General features: G+C 73.5%; 19 protein-coding genes. 11 read left to right on the forward strand and 8 right to left on the reverse strand.

The window, feature by feature from the left end:
• Nucleotides 1–98: 98 nt before the first annotated feature.
• Both LCH29_RS29420 and LCH29_RS29425 read right to left on the reverse strand, forming a co-directional pair.
• Nucleotides 99–1,562, reverse strand: a complete 1,464-nt coding sequence (locus LCH29_RS29420; RefSeq protein WP_446464722.1) for an MFS transporter — start codon at nt 1,560–1,562, stop codon at nt 99–101.
• A 242-nt stretch (nt 1,563–1,804) separates the two neighbouring features.
• A complete protein-coding gene (locus LCH29_RS29425) occupies nt 1,805–3,970 on the reverse strand; it encodes an acyl-CoA dehydrogenase (protein ID WP_446464723.1) in 2,166 nt (721 codons plus the stop codon).
• Nucleotides 3,971–4,600: 630 nt separating this feature from the next.
• On the opposite strand from LCH29_RS29425, the gene LCH29_RS29430 reads away from it, so the two are divergent.
• The 5 genes from LCH29_RS29430 to LCH29_RS29450 all read left to right on the forward strand — a co-directional run bounded on the left by LCH29_RS29430 (nt 4,601) and on the right by LCH29_RS29450 (nt 8,628).
• Nucleotides 4,601–5,197, forward strand: coding sequence for a class I SAM-dependent methyltransferase (locus tag LCH29_RS29430; protein ID WP_446464749.1), 597 nt, complete (start codon nt 4,601–4,603; stop codon nt 5,195–5,197).
• 24 nt (nt 5,198–5,221) lie between these two features.
• Entirely contained in the window at nt 5,222–6,148 is a 927-nt protein-coding gene (locus LCH29_RS29435) for an N-acetylmuramoyl-L-alanine amidase (protein ID WP_446464724.1), read from the forward strand.
• 160 nt (nt 6,149–6,308) lie between these two features.
• Nucleotides 6,309–7,163 (forward strand): hypothetical protein, encoded by an 855-nt coding sequence (locus tag LCH29_RS29440; protein ID WP_446464725.1) that lies wholly within the window; start codon nt 6,309–6,311, stop codon nt 7,161–7,163.
• A gap of 122 nt (nt 7,164–7,285) precedes the next feature.
• Nucleotides 7,286–8,296 (forward strand): LLM class F420-dependent oxidoreductase, encoded by a 1,011-nt coding sequence (locus LCH29_RS29445; protein WP_446464726.1) that lies wholly within the window; start codon nt 7,286–7,288, stop codon nt 8,294–8,296.
• Between the two features lie 38 nt (nt 8,297–8,334).
• On the forward strand, nt 8,335–8,628 hold the full coding sequence (locus LCH29_RS29450) for a hypothetical protein (protein ID WP_063735096.1): 294 nt from the start codon (nt 8,335–8,337) through the stop codon (nt 8,626–8,628).
• A 15-nt stretch (nt 8,629–8,643) separates the two neighbouring features.
• Here the strand turns inward: LCH29_RS29450 and LCH29_RS29455 are convergent, their stop codons facing one another.
• The 3 genes from LCH29_RS29455 to LCH29_RS29465 form a co-directional block, all read right to left on the reverse strand.
• Nucleotides 8,644–9,741, reverse strand: a complete 1,098-nt coding sequence (locus tag LCH29_RS29455; RefSeq protein WP_446464727.1) for a prenyltransferase — start codon at nt 9,739–9,741, stop codon at nt 8,644–8,646.
• On the reverse strand, nt 9,738–10,481 hold the full coding sequence (locus tag LCH29_RS29460) for a methyltransferase domain-containing protein (RefSeq protein WP_446464728.1): 744 nt from the start codon (nt 10,479–10,481) through the stop codon (nt 9,738–9,740). Before LCH29_RS29460 ends, LCH29_RS29455 begins: the two co-directional genes overlap by 4 nt.
• 66 nt (nt 10,482–10,547) lie before the next feature.
• Nucleotides 10,548–11,915, reverse strand: coding sequence for a glycosyltransferase family 4 protein (locus tag LCH29_RS29465; RefSeq protein WP_446464729.1), 1,368 nt, complete (start codon nt 11,913–11,915; stop codon nt 10,548–10,550).
• A 417-nt stretch (nt 11,916–12,332) separates the two neighbouring features.
• On the opposite strand from LCH29_RS29465, the gene LCH29_RS29470 reads away from it, so the two are divergent.
• Together LCH29_RS29470 and LCH29_RS29475 are read left to right on the forward strand one after the other, a co-directional pair.
• Nucleotides 12,333–12,950, forward strand: a complete 618-nt coding sequence (locus LCH29_RS29470; protein WP_446464730.1) for a TetR family transcriptional regulator — start codon at nt 12,333–12,335, stop codon at nt 12,948–12,950.
• A 183-nt stretch (nt 12,951–13,133) separates the two neighbouring features.
• Entirely contained in the window at nt 13,134–13,760 is a 627-nt protein-coding gene (locus LCH29_RS29475) for a response regulator transcription factor (protein WP_446464731.1), read from the forward strand.
• A gap of 149 nt (nt 13,761–13,909) precedes the next feature.
• Here the strand turns inward: LCH29_RS29475 and LCH29_RS29480 are convergent, their stop codons facing one another.
• Together LCH29_RS29480 and LCH29_RS29485 are read right to left on the reverse strand one after the other, a co-directional pair.
• Nucleotides 13,910–14,143, reverse strand: a complete 234-nt coding sequence (locus tag LCH29_RS29480; RefSeq protein WP_446464732.1) for a ferredoxin — start codon at nt 14,141–14,143, stop codon at nt 13,910–13,912.
• On the reverse strand, nt 14,143–15,609 hold the full coding sequence (locus tag LCH29_RS29485; protein ID WP_446464733.1) for an aldehyde dehydrogenase: 1,467 nt from the start codon (nt 15,607–15,609) through the stop codon (nt 14,143–14,145). The genes LCH29_RS29480 and LCH29_RS29485 overlap by 1 nt, the downstream gene beginning before the upstream one ends.
• Before the next feature lie 71 nt (nt 15,610–15,680).
• Between LCH29_RS29485 and LCH29_RS29490 the strand changes: the two genes are divergently transcribed.
• Complete coding sequence (locus LCH29_RS29490) at nt 15,681–16,769, forward strand: MBL fold metallo-hydrolase (protein WP_446464734.1); 1,089 nt, start codon at nt 15,681–15,683, stop codon at nt 16,767–16,769.
• A gap of 7 nt (nt 16,770–16,776) precedes the next feature.
• Here the strand turns inward: LCH29_RS29490 and aac(3) are convergent, their stop codons facing one another.
• Entirely contained in the window at nt 16,777–17,625 is an 849-nt protein-coding gene (aac(3), locus tag LCH29_RS29495; RefSeq protein ID WP_446464735.1) for an aminoglycoside 3-N-acetyltransferase, read from the reverse strand.
• A gap of 135 nt (nt 17,626–17,760) precedes the next feature.
• On the opposite strand from aac(3), the gene LCH29_RS29500 reads away from it, so the two are divergent.
• The 3 genes from LCH29_RS29500 (at nt 17,761) to LCH29_RS29510 (ending at nt 20,523) form a co-directional block, all read left to right on the forward strand.
• The gene (locus LCH29_RS29500) at nt 17,761–18,156 is read left to right on the forward strand and encodes a nitroreductase/quinone reductase family protein (RefSeq protein WP_446464736.1); all 396 of its coding nucleotides are present in this window, start codon (nt 17,761–17,763) and stop codon (nt 18,154–18,156) included.
• A gap of 472 nt (nt 18,157–18,628) precedes the next feature.
• On the forward strand, nt 18,629–19,888 hold the full coding sequence (locus tag LCH29_RS29505) for a prenyltransferase/squalene oxidase repeat-containing protein (protein ID WP_446464737.1): 1,260 nt from the start codon (nt 18,629–18,631) through the stop codon (nt 19,886–19,888).
• Nucleotides 19,888–20,523, forward strand: a complete 636-nt coding sequence (locus LCH29_RS29510; RefSeq protein WP_446464738.1) for an SCO2322 family protein — start codon at nt 19,888–19,890, stop codon at nt 20,521–20,523. Before LCH29_RS29505 ends, LCH29_RS29510 begins: the two co-directional genes overlap by 1 nt.
• The last annotated feature ends 159 nt before the right edge of the window (nt 20,524–20,682 follow it).

The raw sequence follows: 20,682 nt of genomic DNA on the forward strand, positions 1-20,682 counted from the left end.
CCACGCACCTGATCACGCACGGCGTCCTCGTCCCACACCGCGCCCGAGAGCAGGTGCTGGAGCCGGTGAGGACGAGCGTCGGAAGTCCGACTGGCGTACTAGTCCGCGCGGGCCGCGGCCGGGGTGCGCGGCAGGGCCACGGCCATCAGCACCACCGCCGCCGCGATGATCCCCGTGGCCACGACGAACGCATGCCCGTAACCGGCCGCCAGCGCCTCCGGCCCGCCCCCGCCGCGGGCCGTGATCCGCTCGGCCGCGACCGTCGCCAGTACGGTCAGGCCGAGCGCACCGCCGATCTGCCGCGAGGTGTTGACCAGCCCCGACACCAACCCGGCCTCGGACGGGCCCGCGCCCGAGGTGGCGGAGGCGGCGAGCGGGGTCATCATCAGCCCGGCCCCGAACGACATGATGATCGCGGGGCCCAGCACCGTACCGACGTAGGTGCCGTCCGCGCCCATCCGGCTCTGCCACGCGTAGCCGACGACGGCCAGCGAACCGCCCGCGAGCGCCAGCAGCTTCCCGTCCAGCCGGGCCATCAGCCGGGGCGCGAGCTTCGAGCCGAGGACGATCGACAAGCTGTGCGGGAGGAAGGCGAGACCGGCCTTGACCGGGCTGTAGTGCAACACGTTCTGCAAGTAGAGCGTCATGAAGTACCACATGGCGAACATGCCGCCGCCGCACACCACCATCACCGCGTTCGCCGACGTGACCGCCCGGATCCGGAACAGCCGCAGCGGCATCAGCGGTTCCTCCGTACGCGCCTCGACCGCCACGAACACCGCGAGCAGCGCCAGCCCCGCGAGCAGCGGCCCGAGCGAGGCGACGGCGCCCCAGCCGTGCGGCTCGGTCTGCACGATGCCGTACGCGAGCGCGGTGACACCCGCCGTGACCAGCACCGCTCCGGGGACGTCGAGCCGTCGCGCCGTCCCGGAGCGGCCCTCGGTCAGCCACACCACCGCGGCCACCAGCACCACCACGCCCACCGGCACGTTGACCAGCAGCACCCAGCGCCAGGACAGGTACTCGGTCAGCACCCCGCCGACCAGCCCGCCCGCCGCTCCCCCGCCCGCGCCGACCGCCGTCCAGGTGCCGATGGCGCGGGTGCGGGCCGCGCCGTGCGGGAAGGCGGTGGTGAGGATGGTGAGCGTGGCCGGTGAGAGCACGGCCGCGCCGAGGCCCTGGAGGGCGCGGGCCACGACCAGTTGCCAGGGCTGCTGGGCGACGCCGCCGGCCAGGCTGGCGGCCGTGAACAGCCCGAGCCCGGTGAGGAAGACCCGCTTGCGTCCGAAGAGGTCGGCCGCGCGGCCGCCGAGCAGCAGGAACCCGGCGAAGGTCAGCGCGTAGGCATTGACCACCCACTGCAAAGCGGTCTCGCCGAGCCCCAGGTCCGTGCGGAGGGACGGCAGGGCGACGTTGACCACCGAGATGTCGAGGACCACCAGGAACTGCCCGGAGCAGGCGGCCAGCAGCACCGCCCAGGCCGGGGGCGAGGCGCGCGGCGGACGGCGGGTGGAGGCGGAGGTGGAAGGAAGGGCGGGCGGAGGGGGAGTTGGGGTGGACATGGCGGTGATGCTCGCATTGCACACGGACCCAACGCATCGGCATTTCTGCGCATTCGCGGGCGGCGGCGAGTCCTAGGGGGTGTCTTGTCGGTCAGGCCGGATCAGCGAGCGGCGTCAGGGGGCACCGCCCAGCGGTAGCTGGGGGAGCGACGAGCGCGGGGCCGCGAGGTGCCGCCCGCCGCGGCAGCGGCTGATGTCACAGCGGCGTCGGGAACCCGGCATGATCGGCGAGACACCCCCGGTCAATCGCGGGGCAGGCCGAGCAGCCGTTCCGCGACGACGTTCAGCTGCACCTGGGTCGTACCGCCCGCGATGGTCAGACAGCGCGACATCAGGAAGCCGTGCAGCGCCCGCTCCCCCGCGCCCTCGCGCACCGCGCCACCGGGACCCAGCAGCTCCAGGGCGAGTTCGGCGACCTTCTGCTGATGGGCGGTCTGGACGAGCTTGCGGACGCTCGCGCCCGCGCCCGGCTCCACCCCGGACACCTGGCGCAGGGTGGTGCGCAGCCCGATGCAGGCGAGCGCGTGGGCCTCGGCCATGAGCCCGCCGACGCGCTCGCGCTCCGGGCCGGTGTCCGGAACGTGGGCGATCAGCGCCTCCAGACCGGTGTCGAAGGTCAGCTGGTCGGCCATGTGGACGCGTTCGTTGCCCAGAGTGTTGCGGGCGACCGCCCAGCCCGCGTCCACCTCGCCCACCACCGCCTCCGGCGGGAGCAGCGCGTCGTCCAAGTACACCTCGTTGAAGAGCGATTCCCCGGTGATCTCCCGCAGCGGGCGGATGGTGATCCCCGCGGTCCGCTTCATGTCGACCAGGAAGTAGCCGAGCCCCTTGTGCTTGGGCGCCGCCGGGTTCGTACGGGCCAGCAGGATGCCGTAGTCCGCCGTACGCGCCCCCGACGTCCACACCTTCTGCCCGCTGACCCGCCACCAGCCCTCCGCCGTCCGCTCGGCGCGGGTGCGCAGCGCGGCCAGGTCCGACCCGGCGTCGGGCTCGGAGAACAGCTGGCACCAGCGGAGTTCGCCGCGGAGCGTCGGCAGCAGGAAGCGCTCGCGCTGGGCGTCCGTGCCGTACGCGATGAGCGACGGCACCACCCAGGTGGCAACGCCCAGATCGCTGAGGACCACGCCCGCGTCGCGCAACTCGCGCTCGATGGCGAGCTGCCGCACCGGGCTCGCGCCGAGCCCGTACGGGGGCGGCAGATGCGGCGCCGCGTACCCGGTGGGCGCGAGAGCGCGCCGCGCGGCGCCCGGGCCCAGCCCGCGCGCCGTCGCGATGACGGCGCGGGCCTCGCGGCGGTGGGTCTCGGCCTCGGGCGGGAGGTCGAGCCGCAGTTCGCGGCGGGCCCCGGTGGCGGCGAGGCGGGCGGCGCGCAGCCGGTGCCGTGCGCCGGTGCCGAGCAGCGCGCGGGCGGCGGTCGCGCGGCGGAGGTGGAGGTGGGCGTCGTGTTCCCAGGTGAAGCCGAGGCCGCCGAGGATCTGGATGCAGTCCTTGGCGCAGCCGTACGCGGCGTCGAGCGCGGTGGCGGCGGCGAGCGCGGCGGTGAGGCCGCGTACGGCTGGGGGCTCGTCCTGCGTCCTGGCCGCGTCCCAGGTGAGGGCGCGGGCCTGCTCGACGCGGACGAGCATGTCGGCGCACAGGTGCTTCACGGCCTGGAACTGCCCGATCGGCCGCCCGAACTGCTCCCGCACCCGGGCGTGCCCGACCGCCGTCTCCAGCGCCCAGCCCGCGGTGCCGCACGCCTCGGCGGCGAGCAGGACGGACGCCAGGTCGGTGACGAGCGCGGGGTCGACGTCCAGCACCCGGCCGCCGGGGACGGCCACGCCGGAGGCGCGTACCTCGGCGGTCGGGCGGGTGGGGTCCGCGCTGTCGTGGACGCGGAGGGTGAGGGCGGTGCTGTCGACGGCCAGCCACACGGTCTCCGCGCCGCGCGCCGCGGCGAGCACGACCACATCGGCGTCCCCCGCGCCCAGGACCGGCGGCGCGCACCCGTCGAGGACCAGCCCGCCGTCCGGGGCGGGCGCGGCGGTGAGCGACCCGGCGCCGAACGCGACGGCACCGGCGCGGGTGCCGTCGGCGAGGGCCGCGACCAGGTCGTCCCGTCCGGCCCGGTGCAGTACGGCGGAGGCCAGCACGGTGGGCAGATACGGCCCGGGCAGCGCGGCGCGCCCGGTCTCCTCCAGGACGACGGCGAGGTCCGCCAGGCCTCCGCCGCCTCCGCCGCACTCCTCCGGCAGATGCGGTCCGAGCAGGCCCTGCGCGGCCAGGCCGGGCCAGTACGCGGCCCTGCCGCCGCCCCCGGGCGTGGCGTCGAGCACCTTCCGCACCACCTCAGACGGCACCGCCCGCCCCAGCCACCCCCGCACCGCGCGCGCCAGTTCCTCTTGGTCTTCCGTGACGGCGATGCCCATGCGGGCTCCAATCTGACGGGTAGTCAGGTGTGGTGCGCGCCGGGTTTCTTCCCCACCCCGCCCCTTCCCGAAACTGGGGCTCCGCCCCAGACCCCGAGCTCCGCCGGTTCGCGGGCACCGGATGCGCCAGTTCGCGGACGCGCGGGCGCCGGACCCGCGGTTGGCAGGCACCGGGCCCCGCCGGTTTGCGGACACCCGGCCAACCGGTCCGCGGGCACCGAACCCCACCAGCTCACGGGCACCGCCCCCGGTCGGCGGGACCCGGACCGCCGGTACGCGGGCGTCGAGCCCCGCCGGATCACGGCCACCGGACCGGTTCGTGGCCCCCGGCCCCTGCCGGTTCACGGCCTTCCGGACCCCGCCGGTTCACGGGCACCGAGCCCGCCGGTTTGTGGGCAATCGTTCCACGGAGGGGGCACCTCCCAGCGGTAGCTGGGGGAGGGACGGGTGGGCACAAACCGGCCACCGGCCCGCACCCGGCAACGAGACCCCGACCAGGGACCGTCCGGGCCGCACCCACCCACCGGGCCCGCACCCGGCAACGAAACGCCGCACCCCATACGGCAGGATGAGCGCGTGACTCACCCCGCCACCGCAGTCCTCGACGCCTTCGAGCGCGCCAAGGGCTTCATGCCCACCGACGAGGGCCTGGCCCTGCACGCGGCCGCCACCGACGCCACCACCCGGCTGGGCCTGCCGCTGCTCGAAGTGGGTACGTACTGCGGCCGCTCCACCATCCTCCTCGCCGAAGCCGCCCGCACAGCAGGCACCGTCGCCATCACCGTCGATCACCACCGCGGCTCGGAGGAGCAGCAACCCGGCTGGGAGTACCACGATCCGGACGTCGTCGACCCCGAGGTCGGCCGGATGGACACGCTGCCCACCTTCCGGCGGACCCTGCACGCCGCGGGCCTCGAAGACCACGTCATCGCCGCCGTCGGGCGGTCCCCGCAGGTCGCCGCGGTGTGGGGAAAGCCGCTGGGGCTGGTGTTCATCGACGGCGGGCACACCGATGAGCACGCGGCGGCCGACTACGAGGGCTGGGCACCCCACGTCGCCCCCGACGGGCTCCTCGTCATCCACGACGTGTTCCCCGACCCGGCCGACGGCGGACAGGCCCCGTACCGGATCTACCGCCGCGCCCTCGACTCCGGCGCGTTCACCGAGGTGTCCGCGACCCGCTCACTCCGCGTACTGCGCCGCACCGGGACGACCCCGCCCATCTGACCCGAAGCCGCTACCATCGCCGACGTGTCCAACGGCAGCTTCTTCTCCGCCCCCGGCCGCCGCCCCGGCGGCACCCTCGCCCTCGTGCTGGCCACCCTGGCACCCCTCGGCCTCGGCGGCTGGCTGCTGTGGGACAACCTGGGGCGGCAGAACGACAACGGCGGCGGCGCACCGGCATCCTCCCTGCCGACCGTCTCGTCCACCTCATCGCCGCTGCCCGCGCAGCCCCCGCAGTTACCGTCGCCCTCGGCCTCGCCCAAAAACAAGAGCGACGACAAACCCCTCACCGGCAAGGTCGTCGTCCTCGACCCCGGCCACAACCCGAACAACCGCGATCACCCCGCCGAGATCGCCCGCCACGTCGACATCGGCACCGACGAGAAGGAGTGCGACACCACCGGCACGGCCACCGACGCGGGCTACTCCGAGGCGTCCTTCACGCTCGACGTGGCCCGCCGCGCCCGCACCCTCCTCGAAGCGCGCGGCGCGACGGTGAAGTTCACGCAGGACGGCGACCGCGCGTTCGGGCCGTGCGTGGACGAGCGCGCGCGGATCGGGAACAGCGCGCACGCCGACGCCGTGGTGTCCGTCCACGCGGACGGCGCCTCCGCCGGGGAGCGCGGCTTCCACGTCATCCTGCCCAAGTCCGTGCGCGGCGGCGACGCCGACACCGCGAAGATCGCCGCACCTTCCCGGCGACTCGGCGAACGCGTGCGCAGCGAATTCATGGATGCCACCGGCAGTGAGCCCGCCGACTACATCGGCGACGGCAGCGGGTTGAATGTCCGCGGCGATCTCGGCGGTCTCAATCTCTCCACCGTTCCGAAAGTGTTCATCGAGTGCGGCAATATGCGCGACTCCAAAGACGCCGTGGAACTGACCGATCCGAAGTGGCGTGAACGCGCGGCCCTCGGGATCGCGCAGGGCATTACGGACTTCTTGAACGGATAAGTCTCCAACAACCGAACGCGAGGTCACGACCGGGATACCGATGCCCCACCCCCGGTCTCATCAGCTTGCTTCCCCCGTACGATGGGTCCACCCCCGACGCCTTCGCGCCACCGCGCCTGGCGGCAGCGTCCGTACACGAGAAAACAACAAAGGACTCACGTTGAACATCCGCTCGCTCACTCGAGGCGACGGCGTGGTGATCGGAGCAGCGGTGTTGCTCTTCATCGCCTCCTTCCTCGACTTCTACTCGGCCGATTGCGACGGCGGCCCGTACTGCGACGACATCGACATGCCGAATGGCTGGGACACGGACACGCTCCTGGTCGTCCTTCCGTCGGTGTTCCTGATCGGGCTGATCGGCGCGGGGTTGGTCATCGCCGGACGGTTCCAGCCCGAGAGCCGTAAGGTCAGCGGGCTCACGCTCGACCAGTGGGGCTCCGGCTTCGTCGTGGTGGCCGCCTGGGACTCGCTGTGGTCGCTCATGGTCACGCCGGACAAGGGCAGCCCGGGTGTCGGCGCCATCCTCGCGCTGGTGGCGACGCTGGCCATGGCCGCGGCGGTCATCGCGACCCCGCGCGTCCCGGCCCTCAAGGCGCCGCTGATGAGCGCGTCGGCTCCGGCGGCCCCGTCCCCGTACGGCGCCCAGTCGCCGTACGGTGCGCAGGCCCCGCAGCCGGGCTACGGCTACCCGGGCCCGGGCGGCGCCCAGCCGGGTCAGCCCGGCCAGCCCGGTCAGCCGCAGGGCGGCCAGCCGGGTCAGCCCTCCTTCGGCGGTCAGCCGGGCCAGCCCGCCCAGGCCCAGGCGGCGGGCGGCTCCGACTTCGCGCCGTTCTGGTTCGCGGTTCCGGTGGCCCGGCCGCTGTACGCCGAGGACGGTTCGTCGAGCACCATCGCCGAACTGGCCCCCGGCACCTGGTACCTGGCGGTCGAGCAGCGCGGTCAGGCGCTCGTCGCGCAGACCCAGGACGGGCGCCGCGGCGTCCTCCAGGACACCACGGGCATCCAGCGCGGCTGACACGGCGCAGCTGATACGGCCCCTCGCCCCTCCACGGGGGCGGGGGGCCGTTGCCTTGTGCGCACCCGGGCCGTACAGTCCAGGCGACCAGCAGTCTGACGTTGCGTCAGAGAGGGGTTGTCATGCGGCTCGGCCTGGCGCTCGGCTACTGGGGCCGCGGCCCCGACCCCCGCCATCCGGAACTCGCCCGGCAGGCCGAGGAGCTGGGCTACGACTCCGTCTGGACCGCCGAGTCCTGGGGCTCGGACGCCTTCACCCCGCTCACCTGGATCGCCGCCCACACCTCCCGCATCAGGCTCGGCACGGCGATCGCGCAGATGGCCGCGCGCACCCCCACCGCCACCGCGATGCAGGCACTCACCCTCGACCACCTGTCGGGCGGGCGCATGATGCTCGGGCTCGGTCTGTCGGGGCCGCAGGTCGTGGAGGGCTGGTACGGACGGCCGTTCCCCGCGAGCCCGCTCACCGCCACCCGGGAGTACGTCGACGTCATCCGGCAGGTGCTGCGCCGCGAGGGGCCCGTACGGCTCGACGGGCGCTACCACGCGCATCCGTACGCCGGGCCGGACGCCACCGGTCTCGGCAAACCGCTCAAGCCCATCGTCCACCCGCTCCGCCCCCACCTCCCGGTGCTGCTGGGCGCCGAGGGGCCCAAGAACATCGCCCAGACCGTGCGCATCGCCGACGGCTGGCTGCCGCTGTACTGGTCGCCGCAGCGGACCCCGCTGTACGAGGCGGCCCTCGCCGAGGCGCCCGACGGCTTCATGGTCGCGCCGATGGCCCAGGCGCGGGTGTGCGACGACATCGCGGAGGGGCTGCTGCCGGTGAAGGCGATGCTCGGCTTCTACATCGGCGGCATGGGCCACGCGGCCCGCAACTTCCACGCCGATCTGATGGCCCGCATGGGCTACGAGGACGAGGCGCGCCGGGTCCAGGAACTCTTCCTCGCGGGCCGCCGCGACGAGGCGATCGCGGCGGTGCCGGACGCGTTCGCGGACGAGGTGTCCCTGATCGGCCCGCGCGGGCGCATCGCGGAGCGGCTGGAGCTGTGGCGCACGGGCCCGGTGACGGACCTGCTGGTGATCGCGCCGGACCCGGCGACGCTGCGGGTGCTGGCGGAATTGAACACCTGAGTGGTTTGGGACGGACCCCCGGGGCAACACGTCCGCACATGTCCCGAAGTTATCGCTACGGAAACAACCAGGCGGCGACCGTCGTGATGGTCGTCGCGGACATCACCGCCGTGATCCTCGGTCTGTGGATCCTCTTCGCCCTCCTGGACGCCAACCCCGCCAACGACCTCGTGACCGTGGTCCGCGACGCGGCGGGCTGGCTCGCGGGCTGGTCCCACGACCTGTTCACGATGGACACCGACTGGCTGCGGACGGTCCTCAACTACGGTCTGCCCGCGGTGGTCTACCTGTTCATCGGCCACGCCGTGGCGGGCCGCATCCGGCGCGGCTGATCCGGTGGTACCGCGCTAACAGCAGTCCGAGTCCAGCCCCCGCGGCAGGTGCTCGCCGCCGAAGACGGCCGTGGTCGCCTCGTCCCCGCCCAGCGCGGCCACGGCCAGCAGCAGGGAGCCCGCGGTCCAGGTGGTGCGCTCCTCGGGCCAGATGGCGTCGTCCTCGTAGACGTAGCCCGTCCAGTACATCCCGTCGTCCGCGCGCAGCCGCCGCTGGATCCAGCGCAGGATCTCCACCGCGCGGTCGGACTCGCCCATCACCCACAGCGCCAGCGCGAGTTCGCAGGACTCGCCGCCGGTGACCCAGGGGTTGGGGGCGACGCAGCGGATGCCCAGGCCCGGGACGACGAAGCGGTCCCAGCCCGCCTCGATGCGGGCGGTGGCGGCGGGGCCGGTGAGGGCGCCGGCGAGGACCGGGTAGTACCAGTCCATCGAATAGCGGTTCTTGTCCAGGAAGCGCTCGGGGTGGTGGCGTATCGCGTGCCCGAGCAGCCCCGCCGACAGCTCCCAGTCCGGCTGCGGGTCCTCACGGTGTTCGGCGATGGCGAGCGCGCAGCGCAGGGCCTGGTAGATGGAGGACGAGCCGGTGAGCAGGGCGTCCGGGTCGGCGGTGCCGTCCGCCTTGCGCCGCCAGCCGATCTGGCCGCCGCTCTGCTGGAGCCCCAGCACGAATTCGACGGCGGCGACGACGGTCGGCCACATCCGGTCGAGGAACGTGTCGTCGCCGGTGGCCAGGTAGTGGTGCCAGACGCCGACGGCCACGTACGCGCAGAAGTTGGTCTCGCGGCCGCGGTCGGTGGGGGCGTCGGCGGCCACCCCGTCCGGGGTGTCGGGGTAGGCGGCGTACCAGGAGCCGTCGGGGTTCTGGTGGGCGGCGAGCCAGCGGTACGCGGCCTCGGCGCGCTCGTGTTCGCCCGCCGCGTCGAGCGCCATCGCGGCCTCGGTGTGGTCCCACGGGTCGAGGTGGTGGCCGCGGAACCACGGGATGGCGCCGTCCGCGCGCTGGACGGCGGCGATGCCCTCGACGGTGCGCAGCGCCTCGTCGGCGGTGAGGACGCCGGGCAGCGTCAGCCGTTCGGTACGGGGGCCGGGGCGCGGGCCGCGCGCCGTCACGCCCGGTCCTCGCTCGGCGTGTGGGGCTTGGTCGCGTATGCCACGAAGCTCTTGCCGATCAGCGGGTTCAGCGCCTGCTCGGCGAGCCGCGTGGCCAGCGGCTTCTTCATGATGTCCCAGACCAGCAGCTTGTGGTACGCGCGCACCGGGAGCGGAGCCTCTTGACCGTCCTTGTCCACCCCGAAAGCGCACTTGAGCCACCAGTACGGGCTGTGCAGGCCGTGCGCGTGGTGGGTGCCGTACGGCCGCAGCCCAGCTTCGCGCATCCGTTCCAGGAGTTCGTCGCCGCGGTAGATGCGGATGTGGCCGCCCTCCACCTCGTGGTACGCGTCGGACAGCGCCCAGCACACCTTCTCGGGCCCGTAGCGCGGCACGGTGACGGCGATCCGGCCGCCGGGGCGCAGCACCCGCACCATCTCGGCGAGCACACCCTTGTCGTCGGGTATGTGCTCCATCACCTCGGAGATGATGACGACGTCGAAGCTGTCGTCCGGGAACGGCAGGGCCAGCGCGTCGCCCTCCATGGCGGTGGCGGTGGCCCCGGCGGGCGCCTCACCGGCCTCCTTCATGGCGGCGAACCACTTCGCGACCTCGCGTATCTCCTCGCCGTTGCGGTCGAGCGCGACGACCCGCGCACCGCGCCGGTAGCACTCGAAGGCATGGCGTCCGGCGCCGCAGCCCAGATCGAGGACGCGATCGCCGGCGGCGAGCGGGAAGCGGGAGAAATCGACGGTCAGCACGGGGGTCTGCTTTCGTCCGGCGGGGTCGTGGGTCGGGTCGAAGTCAGGTGGGGGCAGGTGGGGCGCTCAGCGCACGGCGCGGGCCCGGGCGGCGCGGGCCTGTGCGCCGATCGCCGCGCGGTAGTGCTCGACGGTGCCGCGGGCGGCCTGCTCCCAGGTGAAGCGGCGCAACACCCGCTCCCGTCCGGCGGCGCCGAGGCGCCTGCGCAGGTCCGCGTCGGCGAGCAGCCGGTTCAGGGCGGTGGCGAGGGCGCCCGCGTCGCCGGGCGGCACGGCGAGGCAGGTCTCGCCGTCCGTGCCCGCGACCTCGGGTATCGCGCCGCCGGTGGTGGCGACCAGCGGGGTGCCGGTGGCCATGGCCTCGGCGGCGGGCAGCGAGAACCCCTCGTACAGGGAGGGCACGCAGGCGATCTGGGCGCCGCGGATGAGGTCGACCAGCTCGGGGTCGCTGATGCCCTTGACGAACTCGACGGCGCCCTGGAGCCCGTAGCGGTCCATGGCGGCGGCCACCGGCCCCTCCTCGGGGCGCTTGCCGACGACCACGAGGTGGGCGTCCGGGTTGTCGGCGCGGACCTTCGCGAGCGCCTCGACGAGGTGGACCAGCCCCTTGAGCGGTACGTCGGCGCTGGAGGTGGTCACGATCCGCCCGGAGATCACCGGCACGGCGGGGTCGGGCGCGAACAGTTCGGTGTCCGCGCCGATGGGGACGACGTGCACGCGCCCCGGCCGGACGCCGAGGTGCTGGACGATCTCCCGGCGCGAGGAGCCGGAGACGGTGAGCACCGAGGGCAGCCGCCGGGCCACCCGCTTCTGCATGCGTGTGAAGCCGTACCAGCGCTGCACGGACAGGCGGCGCTTCCAGCCGTCGGCCGCGTCCAGCTCCAACTGGCGGTCCACGGTGATCGGGTGGTGGATGGTGGTCACCAGCGGGAAGCCGGTGCGCTCCATGCCCAGCAGCCCGTAGCCGAGGGTCTGGTTGTCGTGGACGACGTCGAACGCGCCGCGCCGGGCGGCCAGATGGCGGCGGGCGCGCAGGCTGAAGGTGAGCGGTTCGGGGAAGCCGCCGGTCCACATGGTGGCGACCTCCAGCGCGTCGACCCAGTCCCGGTACTCCGCGATCCCGGGCGTGCGGAACGGATCGGGCTGGCGGTAGAGGTCGAGGCTGGGCAGCCGGGTGAGGGTGACGCCGTCCTCGGCGTCGAGGACCGGGTACGGCTGGGCGCCGATCACCTCGACGGTGTGGCCGAGCCGGGCGAGTTCACGGGAGAGATGGCGTACGTAGACGCCCTGGCCTCCGCAGAACGGGTTCCCCTTGTAGCTCAGCAGCGCGATGCGCAGCGGCCGGTCGCCGCCCTGGGCCCGGTCCTCCGCGGGGGCGGGGGGCCCGGTCCGAAGCGGGTCGACTCCGGTCTCCTGCGCGGCCTCTGCGGTCACTCGCGCCCCCTCCTTGATGCACTTCAGCGGGAGCGTAGCCGCTCACGATTATCTAGAACAAGTTTCACTAACGGATCCCCCGAGAAGTCTCGAAGATACCTGGCGAACCCGTCGCCCCCGGCGCCGGGACGGGTGATTCCTACCACTCGGTAGCCCCTGGTGCGCGACACCCCCAACCGAGGTGCGGCCATATCCACGCGAGTCCGACAAACGCCCATGCACCGGTCGGCGATCGGCGCCTGACGCACCACCGGGTGACCACCTGCCTCAACTGCGCAGACGGCGGACGGCGGGCTCGAGCGACACGCGACCCTAGAACGAGTTCCACTGACTCGCGCCCCTAGGCCGACCCTGCCATCATGCACGGTGTCCGTTTGTCAACCGCAGCGCAGACACTATGCACCCGAAGTGAGACAAATGACCGCAGAAGTCAAGCCGGCCTCCCTCCAGCTGACCGAGCGGCAGGAGGCGCGCCGCCGGCGCATCCTGCACGCCAGCGCCCGGCTGGCCAGCCGCGGCGGCTTCGACGCGGTCCAGATGCGCGAGGTGGCCGAGCACTCCAGCGTGGCGCTCGGCACCCTCTACCGCTACTTTCCGTCCAAGGTCCACCTGCTGGTCGCCACCATGCAGGACCAGTTGCAGCACATGCACGAGACGCTGCGCAAGCGCCCGCCGACCGAGGAGGACCCGGCCACCCGGGTCGCCCAGACCCTGATGCGCGCCTTCCGCGCGCTCCAGCGCGAACCCCATCTGGCGGACGCGATGGTGCGGGCCCTCACCTTCGCCGACCGCTCGGTGAGCCCCGAGGTGGACATGGTCTCCCGGCTCACCACCGCGATCATCCTCGACGCGATGGGCCTGGAGGGCCCGCCGACGGCCGAGCAGCTGTCCGCCGTGCGGGTCATCGAGCACACCTGGCACTCGGCGTTGATCACCTGGCTGTCGGGGCGGGCCTCGATCGCCCAGGTCAAGATCGACATCGAGACGGTCTGCCGACTGATCGATCTGACAGCGCCGGACAACGAGGCGCGATAGAGGCGCATACGGCGCACGATGCGCCCCCAGGGCGCACGGAGGCAGCAAGATGTGCGCCTGCGCGCCCCCCTTTGGCTGAAATTTCGCGTTCACGCCCTGGGCAATCCCGGTATTCATGAACGGCGCGCGACAGAGCGACGACGGCGTGCGACGGAACAACGTCTACAGGGGGTGAAGAACTCCGTGATTCGGGTTCTTCTGGTACATGATTCATACCTGCTGCGGTCCGCGTTGGCCGCACTGATACAAGCCGAACCTGAGTTCGAGGTGGCTTCCGCCGCATGGCGTGACGCGCGTAGCAGAGCCCGCTCATTACAGCCACACGTCTGCGTGGTCGACACGGACTGCCCCGGCTCCGACAAGGCCGCCCGCAAGGGCGAGTTGGGCAAGCTCATGGCCGAGGCCCCGGCGGAGGAGAACGGCCCCGAGTCCGGCCTGCTGGTGCTCGCCAATGCCGGGCGCCCCGGACAGCTGCGCCGCGCGCACAAGGCCCGGGCCCTCGGGTACATCGACAAGAACGCCCCGCCCCAGCGGCTGCTGGACGGCATCCGGCACGTGGCCAAGCAGGAGCGGTTCATCGACGACTCGCTGGGCTACGGCTTCCTCAAGGCGGCCGAGATCCCGCTGACCGAGCGCGAGTTGGGCGTGCTGTCGCTGGCGGCCGACGGCGCCTCCATCGCGGAGATCGCCCGGACCCTGCACCTGTCCAACGGGACGATACGCAACTACCTGGCCGCGATCACCCGTAAGACCGGGGCACGCAACCGGGTGGACGCCATCCGCATCTCCCGGTGCGAGGGCTGGGTCTGATCGTCGTCGCGCGGATGGTGGAGGTCCGCGCGGACGGTACCGAAGAAGTCCTACGCCGGGTGAGGGACCAGCGTCTACCCGCCCCTCGCTCCCCCTCCCCGGAGGGGGAGCGCCCCGGAGGAGGAGCGCCCCGGAGGGCGGAGCGACACCTACTCGTCGGGGGGAAAGACCTGTTCACCGCTTTCGAGCAGCCGGATCGCGATGGCCTCCACCGGGCATCCCTCGGCCGCCACGAGCACCGCCTCGGAGGCATCCGCTTCCGGTTCCACCGGATGGGACTGGCGCGCCGCGTCCAGGTGGAATTCGCCGGGGGCGCTGCTCACGCAGAATCCCGAGCCGATGCAGACGCCGCGGTCGACCTCGATCCGCCAGCGGTCGCCCATCAGCCCTGCTCCCCGTCCCACCCCTGCGGCAGGTGGATCATCTTGTGCTCCAGGTAGGCCGACAGCCCCTCCGGGCCGAACTCCCGCCCCAGGCCGGAGTTCTTGTAGCCGCCGAACGGGCCGAGCATGTCCAGGCTGAAGGTGTTCACGGAGTACGTACCGGTGCGGATGCGCCGCGCGAAGTCGATGCCGTGCGCCACGTCCGCCGTCCAGACGCTGCCGGACAGCCCGTAGTCGGAGTCGTTGGCGATCCGGGCCGCCTCCTCCTCGTCCCCGTACGGCAGCAGGCAGATGACCGGGCCGAAGATCTCCTCCCGGGCGATGCGCATCGTATTGACCACGTCCCCGAACAGCGTCGGCTCCACGTACCACCCCGTGCCCTGGGCCTCGGGACGGCCGCCGCCCGTCAGCACCTTTGCGCCCTCGCGCTGGCCGAGCGCGATGTAGTCCAGCGAGCGCCGCTGCTGCCGCCGCGCCACCAGCGGGCCGACCTGGGTCGCCGGGTCCAGCGGATCGCCGACCACCAGGGCCGAGGCGGCGGCCGCGAAGCGTTCGGCCAGCTCGTCGTAGTGGCCGCGCGGGGCGAGGATGCGGGTCTGGGCGACGCACGCCTGGCCGTTGTTCATCCACGCGTTGGGCACGATGCCCGCGACCGCCGCCTCCAGGTCCGCGTCCGGCAGGATCACCGCGGCCGACTTTCCGCCCAACTCCAGGGTCACCCGGGTCAGTTGACGGGAGGCCACCTCCATCACGCGCTTGCCCGCCGGTACCGAGCCGGTGAACGACACCTTGTCGACCCCCGGGTGCCCGACCAGGTACTCGCTGACGTCCCGGTCCGCCGGAAGGATCGACAGGACCCCCTCCGGCAGCCCCGCCTCGGTCGCGATCTCCGCCAGCAGGTACGCGTCCAGCGGCGTCTCCGGCGACGGCTTGAGGATGACCGAACACCCCGCTAGCAGCGCCGGGGCCAGCTTGGCGCCCGCCACGAACTGCGGCACGTTCCACGGCACGACGGCCGCCACCACCCCGACCGGCTCCCGCCGCACCAGCAGCGGCCCGAGCACCCCGGCCCGGCGCTCCTCGAACGTGAAGTCGCGCGCCACCGTGATCGCCGCGTCCCACACCATCATCGCGCCGAGCGCCTGGGCGAGGACGCTCCAGGAGTACGGCGAGCCGTTCTGCGCACTGATGACCTTCGCGATCTCCTCGTGCCGTACGGCGATCGCGTCCTTGATCCGCGTGACGACGGCGATCCGCTCCTCCAGCGGGGTACGCGGCCACTCCCCCTCGTCGAACGCCCGCCGCGCCGCCGCCACCGCCCGGTCCACATCGGCCCGTGAGGCGTGCGGCACCCGCCCGATGACCTGTTCCGTGTGCGGCGAGACGACCTCGATCGTCTCCGCCCCGGCCGGATCGACCAGCGCCCCGCCGATGAAGAGCTGCCCGTGCTCGATGAGGTCGCCCATCGCTGATGCCTCCCGCCGGTATCTGACGATGCATCAGAACTGATACCAGTTCCCGTTATAGTCGGCAATGCATGCGCTGCCGCGGCCCGGCCGCACTCGCGAAAAGGGGGAACCCCGTGCCAGAGGCGACGGACGTCACCGACCACGGCGGCGGGGTGTGGAGCATCCCCGTCCCGATCCCGGACAACCCGCTCGGCCACACCCTGGTCCACCTCCTCGACACCGACCGCGGACCGGTCCTGATCGACACCGGCTGGGACGATCCGACCGCCTGGGACACCCTCACCGCCGGGCTCGCCGCCTGCGGCACCGACGTCTCCGCGATCCACGGCGTCCTCGTCACCCACCACCACCCCGACCACCACGGGCTCTCCGGCCAAGTGCGGGAGGCCTCGGGCGCGTGGATCGCGATGCACGGCGCCGACGCCCACGTCGTACGCCGCACCCGCGAGGCCGAACCCACGCTCTGGCTCGACTACCTCGCCGAGAAGCTGGCCGCGGCCGGTGCCCCGGAGGAGCACCTCGCCCCGCTGCGCGCCGCCCGCGCCGAGGGGCGCCCGAACCTCCCGGGGCAACGCGCCGCCCTCCCCGACCGCGAGATCGCCCCCGGCGAACTCCTCGACCTCCCCGGCCGCCGGCTCCGCGCCCTCTGGACGCCCGGCCACACCCCCGGCCATGTCTGCCTCCACCTGGAAGAGGCCCACCCCGCGGCCCTCCGCGGCCACGGCCGGCTCTTCTCCGGCGACCATCTCCTCCCCGAGATCAGCCCGCACATCGGCCTGTACGAGGACCCGTCCGACGCCACCCGCACCGACCCGCTCGGCGACTACCTCGACTCCCTGACGCGCGTCGCCGCCCTCGACCCGGCCGAGGTCCTCCCCGCCCACCAGTACGCCTTCACCGACACCCCCGCCCGCGTCCGCGCGCTCCTCGACCACCACGAGACCCGCCTCGCGAACCTCCGCGCCCTGCTCACCACCCCGCTCACCCCCTGGCAGCTCGCCGAGCGGATGGAGTGGAACCGCCCCTGGCCCGACATCCCCTACGGCTCCCGCAACATCGCCGTATCGGAGGCCGAGGCCCACCTGCGCCGCCTGGTGAACCTGGGCCGGGCCGAACCCGTCCCCGGCACCGACCCCGTCGCCTACCGGGCGCGCTGACCCCGGCTCACCGCCGCAGCTCCCGCTCGATCCACCCCACCCCGAAGCGCACCAGCTCCGCCGCCCCGAACAGATGGCACTCGGCGGCCCCGACCCGGCCCCGGGTGCCGATCCCCGCGGCCAGCGCGTCCCGCGCGATCACCGTGAACGGCCAGGTGCCCTCGGGGACGACCGGGGAGTAGTCGTACGCCGCGTCCTCCGTGTCGATGTCACGGAAGCGCCGCCACACCCGGCGCCCGTCCACCAGGACCGGCTGCTCGTACGTGACGAACCGCTTGCCCGGCGCGTCCGCCACCGCCTCGGCGTGGTGCAGGATCGTCAGCGTGTCCAGCGGCGCCCCCAGCAGCAGCACCCTTCCCCCGGCCTCGACCAGCCGGGCCAGCGGGCTGCCGGGCCCGTGCGGGTGGTCCCACGGATGGTCGGCCACCAGCTCCTCGGCCCTCGCCCCGACCGCGGCGAAGCTCACGTCCGGATGGCCGCTGCGCACCGCCCCCGGCCAGTGCCGCAACGCCTCCGGCACCCGGCCGTTGGCGTGGTCCGCCTCGCCGAGCGCCGGATCGTACGCGGGGTGCTCGGCGCGCACGGCCTCCTGCCACTCCGCGGGCCAGGTGGCGAAGTCGTACGGCAGGGCGTCGTTCCACCCGCAGTAGGCCATGAGCGTGCCGCGCTCCCCCACGACGTCCAGCAGCGCCCCGATCACGGTCCGCGGGCCGCCCGCCACATACCCCAGGGCGGACAACTCCGTATGGAACATGACGACATCCCCCTCCCCCACCCCCAGCGCCCGCAGATCCCCCGCCAGCCGCCCGCGCGTCACCGGCCCACCGGAACGTTCCAGAAGTCCCCATTCGTCCATGCCGCCACCCAACCAAACCCCCCAGACCCCCGCACCCCCTTTCTCCCCGGCCGTCCCCCGTCCGGCGCGTGCCCTTGGGCCTGTCGGCCCCTCCCGTGCACCATGGCCCCATCACCGAAAGGGAGCGCACCCGGCATGTCCCGCCACCACGCACTCAAGCACCGCGTCGTCACGTCCTTCCAGCGACGCATCGGCAACCCGATCCTGTCCCGGCTCCCGTTCCAGACCCTCCTGGAAACCACTGGCCGGACCTCCGGACTGCCCCGGCGCACCCCCGTCGGCGGACGCCGCGTCGGCAACGCGTTCTGGTTCGTCTCGGAGTTCGGGGACCGGTCGCAGTACGTACGGAACATCCGGGCCGACCCCAGGGTCCGGGTCCGCATCAACGGCACCTGGCACACCGGCACCGCCCACCCCCTCCCCGAGGACGACGCCCGCACCCGCCTCAAGGCCCTCCCCCGCTACAACAGCACCGCGGTCCGCGCCCTCGGCACCGAGCTGCTGACCGTGCGCGTGGACCTCACCGACTGATCACAGCGATCGCATCAGGTCAGCCCCGCGCGGTTGTGGAAGATCCCCTCGCCGACGAACTGCGGCGAGATCGGACACGGTCACCGGTGCGGCCGCCGCAGCCCCCAGCACGCGAAGGTCGCACAGCGTATTGGCGCTCACTCACCCGTGAACAGGCGGGCATCCGGCCACACAGGGGGTTGATGCGTCCGGTTAAAGTGGGCGGGAGAACTTCATCCGCGTTCGATCAGGGGAAGTCGGTGGAAGTCCGGCGCTGACCCGCAACCGTGAGCACGCGCCCCGCCGGGCCGTGTGAGCCGGAGCACCTGGGCGGGCGCGACGCAGGAGGCTCCCGCCGTCCGGGTGTCCGGCGGCGGCACCGTCGTGGGATGCGGAGCTGAGCCCGGTGCCATCGGCGCGGCGGAGTGGTCCGCGCGCGGGTGGGCGGCCGTGCGTGGCTGCGTCACGCCCCTGATCGAGAGGCACCCCAGCCATGAACGTACGCCGCAGCGTCGCGGCCCTGGCCATCTCCGCCGCCCTGTGCGCGACCGTCGCTCCCGCCGCGACCGCCGCGTCGGCCGCTTCCGCCGATGACGGCAAGCGCCCGGAGGGGCTGTACGGGACGAAGGACCCCAAGTTCGACGGGGTGTGGCGGCAGTCGCTCGCGCTGCTCGCCCAGGACGCGGTGGGGGTGAAACCGGCCGCGTCGGCCGTCGACTGGCTCGCCGGGCAGCAGTGCGCGGACGGCGGCTTCGCCGCGTACCGGGCGGACACCGGGAAGGCGTGCGACCCGAAGAAGGGCGAGTTCACGGACGCGACCGGGGCCGCCGTACAGGCGCTGGCCGCGGTGGGCGGCCGCTCGTCGGCGGTGGAGAAGGGCATCGGCTGGCTCAAGCGGAGCCAGAACGAGGACGGCGGCTGGGGCATGAACCCCGGCGGCACCAGCGACGCCAACTCCACCTCGGTCGCGGTCGGCGCCTTCGCCGCGGCCGGAATGGATCCGGTGGAGGTCGCGTCCGCGGCGAGCGGCAAGTCGCCGTACGACGCGCTGCTCGGGCTCCAGTTGGACTGTTCGGCGAAGGCGGGGCAGCGGGGCGCGTTCGCGTACACCTCGGGCAAGGGCAAGCCCGCCGCCAACGATCTGGCCACCGTGAGCGCGGCGCTGGCCACCCGGGGCTCCGGCTTCGCCTTCGACCCGGCGGGCAAGGACGACGGCAAGAAGCCCCAGCCGCTGAAGTGCGACGGTGGCGGTGGCGCGGACCGCGCGCCGGAGGACGCCTCCGAGGCCGCGCTCGCCTACCTCTCCACCACCATGGCCGACAACGGCATGCATCTGAAGTCCACGACGCCCGGCGCCGACAAGGCCCAGCCCGACTACGGCGCCACCGCCGACGCGATCATGGCGCTGGCCGCGGGTGAGCACAGCGCGGCCGCGGCCCGGCCGTTGCAGTGGTTGCAGGGCAAGGACAGCGGCGCGGCGGCCTGGGCGAAGGGTGACCCGGGCGCGCTCGCCAAGCTGGTGCTCGCGGCGCACGCCGCCGGTGGGGACGCGCGGCACTTCGGCGACGTCGACCTCGTCCAGCAGCTCAACGCCACGGGGCCGAAGCCGGTCGCGTCGCAGGCGTCGGAGAAGAGCGCGAAGGACGACGACGGCGGCGGGTCGGGCAGCGTCTGGTGGATCGTCGGCAGCTGCGCGGTCGCGGGCATGGGCATCGGTTTCCTGCTCAGCGGCCGTAAGAGGCAGCAGCTTTGATGACCGGCCGCTCGGCGCTCCGGCTGTCGCTCCCGGCCCTGCTCGCCGTGCTCGCCGTCGCCACCCCCGCCCAGGCCGACGGGTACCGCTACTGGTCGTTCTGGCAGCGGGGCGGCGACGGCGGTGGCTGGACGTACGCGGCACAGGGCCCCTCCGCGGCCCGGCCCGACGACGGCGACATGATCGGCTTCCGCTTCGCCGTCAGCGAGGACTCCCGGGACGCCGCCGAGCCGCGGGGCGCGGCCCGCTTCGACGCGATCTGCGACGCGGACGATACGCCCGCCAAGGGCGGCACGAAGCGGATCGCGGTCGTCCTCGACTTCGGCACCGCGCGGGACGCGCCGGACGGCCGTACGCCACCGAAGTCCCGTACCGCGTGTGCGCGGGTGGGCGGGGACGCGACGGCCGGGGAGGCGCTGGCGGCGGTCGCGAAGCCGCTGCGCTACAACTCCTCCGCGCTGCTGTGCGCCATCGCGGGCTACCCGAAGTCGGGCTGCGGCGAGGCGGTGACCGCGCGGAAGGACGACGATGGCGAGAGCGACGGCGGCCCGTCGGCCGGACTGATCGGCGGCGCGGCCGTCGTGGTCGCCCTCGGTGCCGCGGCGGCGTGGCAGACACGCCGCCGCCGGACGTGAAGGCGGCAGGCGCGGGGGCGGTTGGGCCGTCGCCCCGGACAGCGCCCGGCGACGGACGGTTCCGGGCGGCGCTCCGCGCGGGACGGGTCCGGACGGCCCTCCGCGCCGGGCGGATCCGGACGGCGCCCAACGGACGGGCCCGGGCAACGCTCGGCGCGG

Source organism: Streptomyces sp. BRA346 (assembly GCF_052851135.1).

Bases quoted from the DNA above. Each gene is read 5' to 3' on its own strand.
- LCH29_RS29485 (WP_446464733.1), bottom strand. From the start codon at position 15,609: ATGGGCGACCTCATCGAGCACGGGCAGCTCTTCATCGGCGGGGCGCTG.
- LCH29_RS29500 (WP_446464736.1), top strand. From the start codon at position 17,761: ATGTCCCGCCACCACGCACTCAAGCACCGCGTCGTCACGTCCTTCCAG.
- LCH29_RS29510 (WP_446464738.1), top strand. From the start codon at position 19,888: ATGACCGGCCGCTCGGCGCTCCGGCTGTCGCTCCCGGCCCTGCTCGCC.
- LCH29_RS29470 (WP_446464730.1), top strand. From the start codon at position 12,333: ATGACCGCAGAAGTCAAGCCGGCCTCCCTCCAGCTGACCGAGCGGCAG.
- LCH29_RS29450 (WP_063735096.1), top strand. From the start codon at position 8,335: ATGTCCCGAAGTTATCGCTACGGAAACAACCAGGCGGCGACCGTCGTG.
- LCH29_RS29430 (WP_446464749.1), top strand. From the start codon at position 4,601: ATGCCCACCGACGAGGGCCTGGCCCTGCACGCGGCCGCCACCGACGCC.
- LCH29_RS29505 (WP_446464737.1), top strand. From the start codon at position 18,629: ATGAACGTACGCCGCAGCGTCGCGGCCCTGGCCATCTCCGCCGCCCTG.
- LCH29_RS29480 (WP_446464732.1), bottom strand. From the start codon at position 14,143: ATGGGCGACCGCTGGCGGATCGAGGTCGACCGCGGCGTCTGCATCGGC.
- LCH29_RS29425 (WP_446464723.1), bottom strand. From the start codon at position 3,970: ATGGGCATCGCCGTCACGGAAGACCAAGAGGAACTGGCGCGCGCGGTG.
- LCH29_RS29445 (WP_446464726.1), top strand. From the start codon at position 7,286: ATGCGGCTCGGCCTGGCGCTCGGCTACTGGGGCCGCGGCCCCGACCCC.
- LCH29_RS29420 (WP_446464722.1), bottom strand. From the start codon at position 1,562: ATGTCCACCCCAACTCCCCCTCCGCCCGCCCTTCCTTCCACCTCCGCC.
- LCH29_RS29490 (WP_446464734.1), top strand. From the start codon at position 15,681: ATGCGCTGCCGCGGCCCGGCCGCACTCGCGAAAAGGGGGAACCCCGTG.